Origin of the sequence: Sphingomonas pruni NBRC 15498, assembly GCF_001598455.1 — a bacterium.
Classification (GTDB): Bacteria; Pseudomonadota; Alphaproteobacteria; order Sphingomonadales; family Sphingomonadaceae; genus Sphingomonas; species Sphingomonas pruni.
Genome location: NZ_BCYZ01000014.1, coordinates 1 through 14127, shown reverse-complemented (window position 1 = coordinate 14127; position 14127 = coordinate 1). Strand labels below are relative to the sequence as shown.

At 65.7% G+C, this 14127-nt stretch carries 13 protein-coding genes; 3 read left to right on the top strand and 10 right to left on the bottom strand.

The window, feature by feature from the left end:
- Positions 1-2 precede the first annotated feature (2 nt).
- From SPR01S_RS06105 to SPR01S_RS06060, 10 genes are all read right to left on the bottom strand, one after another.
- Positions 3-1211 (bottom strand): efflux RND transporter periplasmic adaptor subunit, encoded by a 1209-nt coding sequence (locus SPR01S_RS06105; protein ID WP_066586490.1) that lies wholly within the window; start codon positions 1209-1211, stop codon positions 3-5.
- Between the two features lie 80 nt (positions 1212-1291).
- Entirely contained in the window at positions 1292-1762 is a 471-nt protein-coding gene (locus SPR01S_RS06100; protein WP_066586488.1) for a hypothetical protein, read from the bottom strand.
- Positions 1763-1795: 33 nt separating this feature from the next.
- Positions 1796-2515, bottom strand: coding sequence for a FadR/GntR family transcriptional regulator (locus tag SPR01S_RS06095; protein ID WP_066586485.1), 720 nt, complete (start codon positions 2513-2515; stop codon positions 1796-1798).
- Complete coding sequence (locus tag SPR01S_RS06090; protein ID WP_245661891.1) at positions 2512-3285, bottom strand: helix-turn-helix domain-containing protein; 774 nt, start codon at positions 3283-3285, stop codon at positions 2512-2514. Before SPR01S_RS06090 ends, SPR01S_RS06095 begins: the two co-directional genes overlap by 4 nt.
- Positions 3286-3329: 44 nt before the next feature.
- Positions 3330-4646: an MFS transporter gene (locus SPR01S_RS06085; RefSeq protein WP_066586483.1), complete on the bottom strand. Its 1317-nt coding sequence runs from the start codon at positions 4644-4646 to the stop codon at positions 3330-3332.
- Positions 4646-5590 (bottom strand): alpha/beta hydrolase, encoded by a 945-nt coding sequence (locus SPR01S_RS06080; protein WP_066586480.1) that lies wholly within the window; start codon positions 5588-5590, stop codon positions 4646-4648. Before SPR01S_RS06080 ends, SPR01S_RS06085 begins: the two co-directional genes overlap by 1 nt.
- A 55-nt stretch (positions 5591-5645) precedes the next feature.
- Positions 5646-7052, bottom strand: a complete 1407-nt coding sequence (locus SPR01S_RS06075) for an FAD-binding oxidoreductase (protein WP_066586477.1) — start codon at positions 7050-7052, stop codon at positions 5646-5648.
- Positions 7053-7059: 7 nt separating this feature from the next.
- Positions 7060-9285 carry a TonB-dependent receptor gene (locus SPR01S_RS06070; protein ID WP_066586474.1) on the bottom strand — a complete coding sequence of 742 codons (2226 nt, stop codon included), beginning with the start codon at positions 9283-9285 and terminating at the stop codon, positions 7060-7062.
- A 122-nt stretch (positions 9286-9407) separates the two neighbouring features.
- Positions 9408-10181 (bottom strand): SDR family NAD(P)-dependent oxidoreductase, encoded by a 774-nt coding sequence (locus SPR01S_RS06065; protein WP_066586472.1) that lies wholly within the window; start codon positions 10179-10181, stop codon positions 9408-9410.
- Between the two features lie 20 nt (positions 10182-10201).
- Positions 10202-11698 (bottom strand): carboxylesterase/lipase family protein, encoded by a 1497-nt coding sequence (locus tag SPR01S_RS06060; protein WP_218016715.1) that lies wholly within the window; start codon positions 11696-11698, stop codon positions 10202-10204.
- Positions 11699-11869: 171 nt separating this feature from the next.
- Between SPR01S_RS06060 and SPR01S_RS06055 the strand changes: the two genes are divergently transcribed.
- The 3 genes from SPR01S_RS06055 to SPR01S_RS06045 all read left to right on the top strand — a co-directional run bounded on the left by SPR01S_RS06055 (position 11870) and on the right by SPR01S_RS06045 (position 14097).
- Positions 11870-12691 carry a CDP-diacylglycerol diphosphatase gene (locus SPR01S_RS06055; RefSeq protein ID WP_084250989.1) on the top strand — a complete coding sequence of 274 codons (822 nt, stop codon included), beginning with the start codon at positions 11870-11872 and terminating at the stop codon, positions 12689-12691.
- A gap of 81 nt (positions 12692-12772) precedes the next feature.
- Complete coding sequence (locus SPR01S_RS06050) at positions 12773-13690, top strand: haloalkane dehalogenase (RefSeq protein WP_066586677.1); 918 nt, start codon at positions 12773-12775, stop codon at positions 13688-13690.
- Complete coding sequence (locus SPR01S_RS06045) at positions 13687-14097, top strand: DUF1330 domain-containing protein (RefSeq protein ID WP_066586464.1); 411 nt, start codon at positions 13687-13689, stop codon at positions 14095-14097. Before SPR01S_RS06050 ends, SPR01S_RS06045 begins: the two co-directional genes overlap by 4 nt.
- The last annotated feature ends 30 nt before the right edge of the window (positions 14098-14127 follow it).

Genomic DNA, 14127 nt, shown 5'->3' with positions numbered 1-14127 from the left:
GCTCAGCCGCCCGTGCCGGTGCGCTTGTCCCCTTGCGGCGCCCCGATCTTCTGCGGCGACCCCGCGGGGACCGGCTTGACCGGCTGATTGGGCTTCAGCTTGCCGATGCCTTCGGTGATCACCTTGTCGCCCTGTTTCAGGCCGCCGGTCACCACCCAATTGACGCCGATAGTGCGCGACGTGGTGATATTGCGCGGGATCGCCTTGTTGTCGGCGCTCAGCACATAGACCTGGGCGTTGCCCTTGGGGTCGCGCGTCACCGCGGTTTGGGGGATCAGGAATGCATTGGGATCGCTGGCCTGAGCGAAATCGGCGCGGACGAACATGCCGGGCAACAGCAGCCCTTGCGGATTGGGGAAGCGTGCGCGCAGCGTCACCGTCCCGGTGGTGGGATCGACCGTGACTTCGGAGAATTCGACGCTGCCGACATAGCCATAGTCGCTGCCGTCCTCGAGCTTCAGATGGACTTCGGCCTTGGTCGGCACGGCGCCGCCGCCGGCGAGTGCCCGACGCAGGCGCAGCAGGTCGGCGGAGCTTTGCTGGATATCGACATAGATCGGATCGAGCGCCGAAATCACCGCCAGCGGATCGGTCTGGTTGTTGGCAACCAGCGCGCCTTCGGTGAACAGCGAGCGGCCGATCTTGCCGCTGATCGGCGCGGGCACGGTGGTGAAGCGCAGGTTGATCTTCGCGGTGTCGAGCGCGGCGCGGTTCTGGGCGACCGCGGCTTTGGCCTGGCGGGCGGCGGCGGCGGCGTCGGTGTAATCCTGCGCCGCGACCGCTTGCTCCTTGGCCAACGGAGCGTAGCGGTCGGCCTTGACCTTCGCCGCTTCGGCGCTCGCCTGTGCGCTTGCCAGATTAGCCGCAGCCTGATTGGTCGCCGCGCGATAGAGACTGGGGTCGATCTGGTAGAGCGGCTGGCCCTTCTTCACGAACGACCCTTCGGTGAAGAACCGCTTGCGGATGATGCCCGATACCTGCGGCCTGACTTCCGATGTCTGATAGGCACTGGTGCGTGCGGCAAGTTCCGTGACCATCGGCACGCTGGCCGGCTGGATCACGATATAGCCGACTTCGGGAGTGCCCTGCTGGCCGTGCCGGCCGCCCTTGGCGGCGTTGTCGCGCGCGCCGCACGCGCTCAGCGCGAACAGGCCGATCGATATCGTGGCGAGGGCGGACCGCGCCACCCGACGGTTGGGGGGGAAAGGCATGGGCGGCTGATGGTTTCCCGATCGGTGCGTGTCAAACACCGGTTTGTCGCAAATTTTATCAGTTGCGAAGCCGCAACAAGCTATTTCGCGGCGATCAGGATCCGCATTTGCGGGGTCTTCGCGCCGGACAATTGCACACTATAGGTTCCGGTCTGGAGGTCGAAATCGACGATCTTGCGGATGCCCGAACAGGGCGCTCCTTCCATATGACCGGCCGAAGTCAACGACTTGCCGTCGCGCACTAGATCGATCCACGCGCCGTTCTGCAACACGACGCGATAGGTGCCGGCAGTTGCCACGGTCACGTGATAGACGCCGCCGAAGGTGCCAGGGGCAGGCGGCCGGGCCGGCGTCAGCGGAAACGTCACACCGTCGACTGGCCGCAGGGTCAGCGCGATATTCTTGCCCGGTGGGATCGCGTCGGCGGTCATGCCGGGCGCCGAGCTCCACGCTTCGAGTCCCGCCGGCGGCGCGACGGTGGCGGTGCAGACAGGTGCGGCAGCGGCGGGCGCCGTCTGCAGCAACAGGACGGCGAACAGGCTGGCTATCATCGCGCGCGACTCCGGATCGTGGAGCGACTTGCCCTAGATCGCTGCCGAATAGCGTGCAAACAAATCGGCGATCGAGGTGTCGAAATGCGTGTTCATCTCGGCCACCGCCGCCGCCGCGTCGCGGTTGGCGATCGCTTCCGCCAGGCGGTGATGCTGTTCGAGCACCGTTGCCCGCTGCTCGGCGGTGGTGCGGGTGTGCCAGGCGGTGGGCACCGCCACGGTCATCAGCGACTCGAACGAACGGATGATGTTGTAGAACAGCACGTTGCCGCTCGCCTTGGCGATCGCCTGGTGAAAGGCGATGTCGTGGCGAGTGAGCTCGTCGAGATCACCGCCATGCGCCGCCATTGCCTCGGCATGACCCAGGATCGCGCGCGCCTCGGCGTCGCTGCGCCGGATCGCGGCTAGCTCGGCGGTGCGCAATTCCAGCGTGCGGCGGACGTCCCAGATTTCGTTGACCGTGACTTGCGCGGTGGCGACGGCATGGTCGAGCGATGTCGACAGCACCGACCCGTCGATCGCCGCGACACGCGCCTTGCGGCCGTTGCCGACATCGATCTGGTGCAACGCGGCCAGGGTCGAGAACGCCTCGCGCATCACCGCGCGGCTGACGCCCAATTGCTCGGCGAACGCGCCCTCACCGGGCAACGTGTCGCCGACCTTCAGGTCGTTGTCGCGGATATGGTCGCGCACGCAGCGGACCGCGCGATCGACCAACGAGCCGCCTTCGATGGCGCGAACCCCCTCGCTCATGCGGCGAGACGATGCGCACGATAGCGCGTAGGCGCAACCCCGTAGCGGCGCGAGAAAGCGCGGGTGAAGCTGGCATTGTTGAGATAGCCGCAGCGGTAACCGATCGACGACACCGGCAAGTCGGTCGATCGCAGCATCTCGCTGGCGCCCCCGAGCCGCATCTCGGCGATCGCGTCGGCCACCGTCATGTCGAACATGCTGCGGAACCCGCGCGTCAGCTTGGCGCGATTGAGGCCGCAGGCGCGCGCGATCGAATCGAGCGTGAGCTTTTCGTTCCAGCGCTCGTCGATCAACCGGCGCGCCGCGACGATGCGGCGGGCATCCACTTCCTTGAGTTCCCCCGTCGCGTCGGCCGCGACGAGATCGTCGGCGGCGAGCTTTTCGAAGGTCGCGCACAGCAATTCGATGCTCTTGGCCAGCCGCAGCGTGTCGCGCGCCGGGCCGGGCAGGCGGCAATCGACCAGGGCGATGACGATCGCGCGCAGGTCGGTCGGCATATGCCAGCGCGCATCGTCGAGCGGCACGAAGCCGAAGATGCGGCGGCAGGCTTCGGCGGTGACCACGAACGCGAGGTCGCTGTCGATCATCTCGACCCCGGTCGGCTGCGCATGAAAGCCCAGGCTGGCGTCGTTGAGCCGAAAACTCATCCCGACCGATCCCTCCGGCCAGCCGCCCATCGGTACTATTCCGGAGCCGACGAACGACAGCATTTCATGCGACACCTCGACACGCTGTTTGATCTGCATGGCGACACCCTCTTCCCGACTCATCGTCCCAGCCTTCATAACCTATCGGACAGCTAATGCAATAGCTATCAGATAGGTTCTTCGGTCGCGGAACGAGGGGCACGGCGCATCGCGACGAGGAATCCCACAAACGACAACAGGCTGACGGTCACACCGACGATCGCCTGGGCCTGGCCGATATGATGTTCGCCGCCCAGCATCGTACTGACGCCGGCAACGAGCGAGGGGGCGAGGCCGAAGCCGATCAGTCCGGCAATCGCGATGAACGCGCCGATGCACAGTCCGCGCAATTCGTTGGGGATCAGCACGGTCAGGGCGACTGAGGTGATCAACCCGGTGATCGTCCCGCACAAGGCCAGCGTGCCGAACGCCACCGCGAAGATCGGGACCGTCGGGCTGATCGAGAACAATGCCGCCGGAATGCCGACTGCTGCAGCGATGACCGCGCCGATTAACAGCCCGCCACGCCGGCCGCTCTTCTGCCCGAGGTCGGCAGCGAACCCGCCGAGGATCGCGCCCACTACGCCGGTGCCGAACAGGATCGCCCCCATCCAGGCGCCGAAGTCTTGCGGCTGCAATCCGTAGATCCGCGACAGGATCGGTGACGCCCAGATGCCGGCAGCGGCGTCGGCCATCACGACCGCGACCTGCCCGACGAACAGCGGGATCAGGAACGCGCGCCGCGACCATAATTCATGCACCACCGTGCGGAACGGCGCGTCGGGCCCGGCCTCGACCTCTTGCCGCGCGGGCTCGCGCATCAGCAGCAGCGGCACGAGCAGAACGGCGCTGAGCAAGGCGAGCGCGGCGTGCGTGCTGCGCCAGGGTGGTGCGCCGGCCAGCAGATCGGGAAGCGCATGACCGAGGAACCGGCCGAACAACCAGCCCGTCAGCGCGAAGGCCGCGGCGACGCCCAGCGCCTTGCCGAGATTGACGATCAGCAGCGCGCGGCCGCGCTGATCCGGCGCGCACAGATCCGCGGACAGCGACAGCGCCGCGGTCAGCGCGCCGGTGGTGCCGATCCCCGTCAGCATCCGCGCGACGACCAAGGTCGCGACATTGGGCGCGAAGGCGGTCAGCGCGGTGCCCAGGGTCCAGACCGCCGCGAGAATCAGCATCAGCCGCACGCGATTGAAGCGATCCACCAGGATCCCGATCGGGATCGAGAAGAGCACCAACGGCACCGCGGCGCCGAGCCCCTGGATCATGCCGAGCATATTGTCGCTCAACCCCAGTTCGGCCTTGGCGCCTTCCTGCACCACGCCGAACGATCCCATCACCGCGAAGCCGATCACCATCAGCAAGGCGAGCAGCAGCAACGGCCCGAGCGCGCTGGCGAAGCCTCGCGCCGGGGCGTGCGGTGCCGCTGGGGATAATGTCGCCATCAGGCGAGCGCCCGCTTGAGCGCGGCTAGGCGCGCCGCCTGCGCAGCGGTCGCGACGTCCCCGACCGGCATGATGTCGAACCCGTGCATCCCGCCGGGATAGACATGGAGCTCGGTCGGAACCCCGGCGCGGATCAGTCGGCGCGCATAATCGATATCCTCCTCGAGGAAGAGGTCGAGCGTCCCGGTCATGATATAGGCCGGCGGCAGACCGCTCAGGTCGGTGGCGCGCGCAGCCGCCGCATAAGGCGACACATCGGGCCCGCCCGGCGCTTGGCCGAGCAGCGACGACCAACCGAAATGGTTGCTGGCGGCCGTCCAGATGAACTCGCCCGTATAGGGATGCGGATCGCTGGCCGTGGCAGTGCGATCGTCGATCATCGGATAAGTCAGATGCTGGAAGGCGAGGCTATATTCGCCGCGATCGCGCGCCAGCAACGCGAGCGCCGCCGCTAGTCCACCGCCGGCGCTTTCGCCCATCACGCCCAGGCGCGCGGTGTCGAGGCCCAGCGCCTCGGCATTGTCCACCGTCCAGCGCAATCCGGCATAGCAATCCTCGATCGCGGCCGGGAAAACGTGCTCGGGCGCCAGCCGGTAATCGACCGAGACCAGCGCGCAGCCCAGCGCCTTGACCAGCGGACGGACCAGGAATTCCATCTGCGCCGCGCTGCCGCCGACATAGCCGCCGCCATGGATGTGATAGATTGTCGGCAATGGCCCCGCGAGGCCTTCCGGCTTGTAAATATGGAGCGCGATATCGGGAGCGCCCGCGGGACCGGGCACGGTCCTGATCTCCAGGCTGGTGCCGTCGCGATCGACCTCGAACGGCAGTAGTTGCTCACGCTCGCGCATCTGGACCAGCGTCTCCGCGCTCAGGGAAAAGGTCGGCCATGCCTCCAGCAAGGGGCGCAGCGCGGGGTCGACCAGATGCAGGGAACGGGACATGGATTCCTCCTGTTGACGGTTCGGGAACAGCGTTCCGTGACGTATCAGGTTGCCGTCAAAGGGCGAAAATCTTGCCCGGATTGAAGAGGTCGAGCGGATCCATCGCGCGCTTGATCATGCGCATGACCTCGACCGCGCCATCGCCGAGTTCCTCGACCAGCCAGCGCTGCTTGCCGATGCCGATGCCGTGCTCGCCGGTGCAGGTGCCGTCCATCGCCAGCGCGCGCTGGATCAGGCGGGCATTGATCGCTTCTACTTCCGCCATCTCGGCGGGGTCGTCGGGATCGATCGAGAAGATCACGTGGAAATTGCCGTCGCCGACATGTCCCAGGATGGTAGCGGGCAGGCTGGCCTGCTCGAGATCGGCCTTGGTCTCGGTGATGCATTCGGGCAACCGGCTGATCGGCACGCAGACATCGGTTGCCCAGCCGATCGCGCCGGGGCGCAGATTGACCGCGGCATAATAGGCCTCGTGCCGCGCTTTCCACAGCTTCGAGCGTTCTTCCGCCGTCGATGCCCATTGGAAATTGCCGCCGCCATTGGCCTGCGCCAGCTGGCTCACCGTCTCGACCTGTTCGGCGACGCCTTGGGCAGAACCGTGGAATTCGAAGAACAGGGTAGTGACTTCGGGCAGGTCCATCTTCGACCACAGATTGACCGCGCGGATCTGCATGTCGTCGAGGATCTCGACCCGCGCCAGCGGCACGCCCAATTGGATCGCCTGCACCACGGTATCGACCGCGCCTTGCAGCGTATCGAACCCGCACACCGCCGAACTGATCGTCTCCGGGATCGGGTGCAGCCTCAGCGTCACTTCGGTGATGATGCCGAGCGTGCCTTCGGACCCGACATAGAGCCGGGTCAGATCATATCCGGCCGCCGATTTGCGCGCCCGACGGCTGGTGCGGATCACGTCGCCTTGCGGCGTGACGACGGTCAGCGCCAGCACCGCCTCGCGCATCGTGCCATAGCGGACAGCATTGGTGCCGCTCGCCCGCGTCGACGCCATGCCGCCGATCGTCGCATTGGCGCCGGGATCGATCGGGAAGAACAAACCGGTGTCGCGCAGATGCGCGTTGAGTTCCTCGCGTCGAACGCCGGCCTGGACCGTGCAGTCGAAATCCTCGGCGTTGACGGCGACGATCTCGGTCATCTCCGACAGATCCAGGCTGACCCCGCCGCGGATCGGCAAGGCATTGCCTTCGATCGAGGTCCCGGCGCCGAACGGCACGATCGGGACGCCCGCGGTGGTGCACAGGCGGACCAGGTCGACGACGTCGGCCGTGCTCCGTGCGTACACCACCGCGTCGGGCAGCATGGGATCGAAATGCGCTTCGCTCGTCCCATGCTGCCGGCGCACCGCCTCGCCGGTCTGCACCCGATCACCAAACCTCCCCCCCAGGGTAAGGATGAAGCTCGGGTCGACCGGCGCACGGCTGACCGTTTCGGCGATCGCCGTCATCTCCGCCTCAAAACTTGAGGCTGGCGCGAACGCCGTAGCGGCGGCGGTCGCCCTGAATCGCGAGGTCCGACGCGATCGCGGCCAGGCCGGCCTTCACCAGCGCCGACTTGTCGATGTAGCTCTCGATATATTTCTGGTTGAACAAATTGGTGCCGAACACGCCGATCGAGAAGCCGCTGGCGAACTTCATCGTGATCGATCCGTTGACTAGCGAATAGGGCGCGAGGCGCGGCGCCACCGCTGGGTCGAGCGTCGACCCGATCCGGCTGCCCTTGCCGACCACGCCGGCGTCGAACACCAGCGATTTGCTGTCGATCGGCAGCGTGTAGGTGGTGTTCAGGCTGTAATTGTAGTCCGGCGTGAAGATGATCCGATCGGTCGACACATGCTGGCCGGTGGTGGCGAAATACTGGCTGTCGTCGGTGATCCGCGCATGGACATAGGCAAAGCTGCCGTCGAACCGCCAGTTGGGCGTGACTCGCCAATGCGCCTCGACCTCCGCGCCATAGCTCTCGACCTTGCCCGTATTCAGATTGATCGCGACGAACCCGGCGCCGGTCGAATTGGGCGCGAGCGAGTTCTGGCCGATGAAGTCGCGATAATCGTTGTAGAAGATGTCGGCGTTGATCGACAGTCCGCCGCTCGAAACCTTGGTGCCGACTTCATAGGTCCAGACGCTGTCGCCCTTGTACAGAGCGTCCTGCGGACGCGTGCCGGGGCCGTTCTGCCCACCGCCGCGAATGCCCTTGGCGACCGAGGCGTAGGTCATGAAATTGGGCGTCCAGCGTTCGGTCAGGGTCACGCGCGGTTGGAACTGATCCTTCGAATAAACCGGCGGAATGTAGGTGGCGGCGGGTGCACCTACCGCGGCGATGTCGACCTGGCGACCGGTCAGCTTCTGATGGTCATAGCGACCGCCGATGGCGATGTCGGTCTTGCCGAAGGTCAGGAAGACGGTGCCGAACACCGCCTGCTGCTTGTTCTCGACGAAAGTGCTCGATGTCGACTGGCGGGTGATCGTGCCGGCCGGCAGGCCCAGCAACGGGCTCAGATCGAGATGGCTGATGTTCGTGCCGCGTTGGGTGTAGCGGTCCGCGAACACGCCGATCAGCGTGGAGATATTGTCGTTCCACTTGGTGTCGAAGCGCAGTTCGCCGGTCTTGGTGATCAGGCGCGAGCCCCCGTTCGAGCGCAGCAGGTCGACCGGACCGAAATCGCCGTCGCTGACGCCGCTCAGGTCCTTCTGATTGTACGCCGCGACCGCGGTAATCTTGGTGTGGATCGCGTCGAGGTCGAATTCACCCTTCAGATTGTAGCCCTGATATTTGATCGCGGTACGATTGAGCACGTTGGTCGCGCCGTCGAGCCGATAGTCGGTCGGGCCCGCAACATGGACATAGGCGGTGCTGCCGCCCTCAACCCGGTCGTAATTGGCGTTGGCAGTGATCACTGCCCAGGGAGCGGGCGTGAAGCGCAGCGTGCCGCCGATCGAACGCTGGTCGAGGGGGTTCATGTCGCCGTGCGCCAGCGTGTTGTATTGGAAGCCGTCCTGTACGTGGTACGACGCGCCGATGCGGAACGAGAGCAGGTCCGGGGCGATCGGGCCGCTGACGCTGCCTGACACCGAATAATAGCTGTCGGGACCCGCCGCGGTGGCATCGAGCCGGCCTTCCCAGTCATTGCCCGGCTGGCGCGTGATGACGTTGATCGCGCCGCCCAGCGTGTTGTTGCCGAACAGGGTGCCTTGCGGCCCGCGCAACACCTCGATCCGCGCGACGTCGACGATCGGCGAGTTGAGGTAGCTGGTATTGGGCTGATAGATTCCATCGATGAAGATGCCGACGCCTGGCTGGACGGTATCGATCAGCGTGGTGCCGATGCCGCGGATCGACACGAAGGCGCGTCCGACCGAGTCGGAGTTGATGTTCAGGCCCGGCGTATAGGCAGCAATGTCCTTGACCGTATTGACCTGGCGATCCTTGAGCTCTTCCCCGGTCAGCGCGGTTACCGCGATCGGCACGTTCTTCAGCGATTCGCTGCGCTGGCGCGCGGTGATGATGATGTCGTTGGGATCGTCCTGCCCGGCCGTCGCGGCCGGTGCGTCGCCGGTCTGATCGTCAGCCGCCGCCGCCACGGCGACGTTGGGCGCCTTGCCGGCATCCTGGGCAAAGGCCGGCATCGCCGCGATCGCGGTGACTGCCACGCCGGCGGCAAGCAGGTTCTTGTAACGCATCAGGTCTCCCCTCGGGGTGGATACACAACGTACCCTTATCCCCAGCCGACCTATCTGACAGCTGACCTATATGAAAGGTCTGTTTCTATGCCGATCGGACCGCGCACTTCGCCGTTCGGGACTCACCAGCACGTATAGCCGCCGTCCGCCAGCACGATGCTGCCGGTCATCAGGCTGGCCGCGTCGGAAGCCAGGAAATGCACGACCGAGGCGACTTCCTCGGGTTCGCCGAGCCGGCTTTGCGGCGTGCCGTCGATCCAGCGCTTGTACATTTCGCCTTGCTGGTCGGCGAAAGCATTGAGCGGGGTCGCGATATAGGTCGGTGCGACCGCATTGACCCGTACGCCGCGATCCGCCCATTCGGCAGCAAGGCTTTTGGTCAGTTGGTGCACCGCCGCCTTGGACGCATTGTAATAACTTTGCGGCTGCGGCCGGTTGACGATGAAGCCAGACATCGACCCGACATTGACGATGCTGCCCGATCCTTGCGCGAGCATGTGCCGGCCAAAAGCGCGCGCGCACCAGAAAGTGCCGTTGAGATTGACGTCGAGGACGTTGAGCCAATGCTCGTCGGCGACGTCCTCGGCTGCCGTCTCGCTACGCGCGATCCCGGCATTATTGACCAGGATGTCGATGCGTCCGGCGCGCGCCGCGAGTTGATCGGCGACGCGCGTGACGTCGGCGGATTTCGTCACGTCGAGCACGACGCCGTCGAGCGCATAACTCTTCGCTGCCAGCGTCTCAATCGCTTTACCGATTGCGTCGGCATCGCGGTCGCCGATCGTCACGCGCGCCCCGGCTTCAGCCAGCGCCTCGGCGCAGCAATAGCCGATTCCCTGGGCGCCGCCGGTGACGAACGCGACCTTGCCGTCGAGGCGTAGGCGCTCGAGATACATCGGAAAACTCCTCGGAAAAATCAGGGCAGGAAAGCGGCGGCCGGCATCACCGGTTCGCTGATCGTCTCATCGGCCGATAGACGATGGACCTGGCGCGTCTCGCGGTCGAATTCGGGCCAGGGCAGGGTACCGTCGGTCGCATATCGTACCCACAGCGCGTGAATCCGTGTCGCCAGGTCTTGCGGCGGGTTGATGCCGCACAGCCCCTGATTGCCGGTCGCGGTTGCCAGCGTGTCGAACACGAATGGGAGCTCCATGCCGTGCGCCGCGCCCAGCTCACCGCCGAACATCGGCGATCGCCAGTCGAATTCGTAGAAATGGGTCCGCCCGCGATGCTCCTCGGCAAAGCGCCGCGCCGGCCAGCGGAACACCAAATCGTTCATCGCGTCGGTCAGTGCCTGGCCCGGTGGCTTGCCCGCGCCCATGCCGTATGCCTTCAGGATCGCCCATGCCCTGGGAATCGAGCGCCGCAGCACGAACCAGGAAAGGAACTTGCCCACTTTGGCGCGCACGCCGGTCGGCACCAGATAGAGGTTCATCTCCTCGGCATTGGTCCCGATCAGCACATCGACATCTGCACCGGCGCCATCCTTTAGCGCATCGAGCGGGCGGTGCGGCAACACATCATCGCCATGAACGGGCACGAAGCGGCTGATCCCGAACACCGGCTCCATTCCTGCGGCATCGCGCAAGTCGATCCGGGTGGTCGGCATGTTCACTTTCTCGAGCGCGTCGATCATCCGCTCGCCCGGTGGAACGCTGGCGAACCCCGCTTTGTCGGCGCTGACGCCGAGCAGCTTGGCCAGCTTGTCGACCAGTCGGCGCGCGACCGGAATGTCGCGCGTCATCGCGCCATGGCCGCTTTCGATGATGGCGCGGCGGAAAAGGCCCTCGGCAAGCGGCGAGGCGATCAGGTTGGCGATCGACATTGCACCCGCACTTTCGCCGAACACGGTGACATTGGCGGGATTGCCGCCGAATGCCGCGATATTGTCGCGTACCCAGGCCAAAGCCGCGATCTGGTCGCGCAGGCCGAGATTGGTCGGCACGCCGGGGATCGGCAGGAAACCGTCGATCCCCATGCGATAGTTGATCGCGACGCAGATCACGCCGTCACGCGCGAAGGTGCTGCCGTCCTGCACCGGCGCATCCTTGCTGCCGACGACGAAGCCACCGCCATGGATGAACACCATCACCGGCAGTTCGGTGGCCGCGCCGATCGGACGCCAGACGTTGAGCGTCAGATAATCGTCGCCCTCGATCCAGCCGTTGCCGACCAGGACATGGACGTCGAGCCCAGGGAAGTCGCGGACGCGCTGCGGTGCGTTCGGCCCAGGCACGGTGCAGTCGCGCTCGCCTTGCCAGCGCTCGGCCGGTTGCGGCTCGAGGAACCGGCGTTCGCCGACCGGAGGCGCGGCATAGGGAATGCCGACGAAGCGCTCCACGACGCCGTCGCTTACGCCGCGAACGGTGCCCGCAGGCAGGGAGATGACGGGATTATCCATATGCATCGACATATCGCGGGCTCGTCGACCGTGCGAGCCCGCGCACTGTGCCGGACGGCTCTGCGGCTTGGCTCGCGAGACTGCTATCGCCGGTGTCGCAGCCGAATCTGCCCGATCCACTAGCTGCCCGGACTGGCCGGCTTTAGAGTGGCGAGGGCTCGATCGAACTTGAGGGAACAGCGGATGACATTGGCGAGAGCTTTCAGTTTGATGGTTGCGCTTGCCGGTAGTTCGATGCTGGCCGGTTGCGCCGCGCCGTTGAGCGCGCCGCGCTCGGCGATGATCCTGCCGCCGCCGCCGGTCCATGCCAATGGGCAAGTGCTGTGGGGCATCGTCAACGGCAAATGCGTTCCCGACCAGCAGGCGAACGCCAAGCCCGATCCCTGCGCCGAAGTCGCGATCGGCGGTGGTGTCGACAAGGGTTATGCCGTGCTCAAGGACCGCGTCGGTGTCAGCCAGTATCTCGTCATGCCGACGCGGCTCATCACCGGCATCGAGGATCCGCAGCTCCTAGCGCCGGGCGCGACCAACTATTTCGATCCCGCCTGGCGCGTGCGCCGGCTGGTCGACCAGCGGCTCGGCACGACATTGACGCGCGACGATGTCGGGATCGCGGTCAATTCGATCTACGGCCGCAGCCAGGACCTTCTGCATCTCCATGTCGATTGTCTGCGGATCGACGTCCGCGATGACCTTCATCGCCAGCTAGCCGCGATCGGGCGCCGCTGGTCGGCGCCGATGACGCTCGCCGGTCACGGCTATTATGCGCTGCGCATCGACGGCGACGACCGTGTGCCGATCGATCCGTTCGCCGCGCTGGCCGATGGACTGAAAGTGCCGCCCGCCGAGATGGGTGCCTGGACGCTCGTCCTTGCCGGGGCGACATTCAAGGACGGCCGGGGCTTCGTGTTGCTCGCGGCGCGCGCGGATCCGGCCAGCGGATATGATGGATCGGGCGAGGACCTGCAGGATCACCAATGCGTGGGGCGCGGCGGCGCGAACTGAATCGCCTCTCGAGCACGCGTTGACCCTTTGCGGCTATTATGGCACGCATAGTGCCAATAAGTGCAGCGAGGGGAGATGGCGATGGAAGTATTGCGAACGCCGGACGAGCGCTTCGCCGGGCTGGCCGATTATCCGTTCGCGCCGCATTATCTGACGGTGACCGATGCCGATGGGACCGCGCTGCGCATTCACTATGTCGATGAAGGCCCGCGCGACGCCGCGCCGATCCTCCTGATGCACGGCGAGCCGAGCTGGTCGTACCTCTACCGCAAGTTCGTCCCCATCCTCGTCGCGCGCGGGCACCGGGTGATCGCGCCAGACCTGATCGGCTTCGGCAAGTCGGACAAGCCGGCGGCACGAAGCGATTACACCTTTGAACGCCATGTCGCCTGGATGAGCGACTGGCTCACCGCGCTCGACCTCACCAACATCACCTTGTTCTGTCAGGATTGGGGCGGGCTGATCGGCCTGCGGCTGGTCGCGGCCTTTCCCGACCGTTTCGCGCGGCTGGTCGTGTCCAATACGGGGCTGCCGGTCGGGACCGGATCGTCCGAAGGGTTCGATGCCTGGCTCGCATTCAGCCAGAACGTGCCGCAATTCCCGGTCGGCTTCATCGTCAACGGCGGCACCACCCGCGACCTGACCGCCGCCGAGATCGCGGCCTATGACGCGCCGTTTCCCGATGAGACCTACAAGGAGGGCGCGCGCCAGTTTCCGGCGTTGGTACCTATCACGCCCGATCATGCGTCGGTCGCGGAGAATCGCTCCGCCTGGACGGTGCTCGAACATTTCGATCGCCCGGTGCTGACCGCGTTCGGCGACAAGGATGCCATTACCAAGGGCGGGGAACGAGCCTTCATCGATCGCATTCCGGGCGCCAGAGGGCAGCCGCACCGGATTATCGCCGGTGGTGGGCACTTCATTCAGGAGGACGCGCCGGAGGAATTGTGCGGCCTGATCGACGACCTGATCCGCGCTGATACGGGCGTCGCGGCATGAACGTCGTCAACGCGGTATTCCCGCCGGCGGAACAGGCGGCGGCGTTCTTCGGCGGCACCGAAGACGGCCCGTTCGTGATGGTCAATTTGCTCAAGTTCAAGGAGCGCGCCGATTACCCCGACGGCAGCGACGCCGGCCTGTCGGGACGCGAGGCCTATGCCCGTTATGGCGCCGGCGTCCAGGCGTGCTTGGCCGCAGTCGGCGGCAAGCAACTCTATGCGGGCGCCGTCACCGAGCTGATGCTGGGCGAGGTGGACGAGCTCTGGGACATGGTCGCCTTGGCGCAATATCCGTCCCGCGCCGCGATGATGGCGATGGTCCAGTCGCCCGAATATCAGGCGATCGAGAAGCATCGCGTTGCCGGTTTGGCGGGTCAGCTGAACATTCGGACCAAGCCGATCGGCTGATGTTTGGCGTCCTTGCTCCCCTCCCTGCAA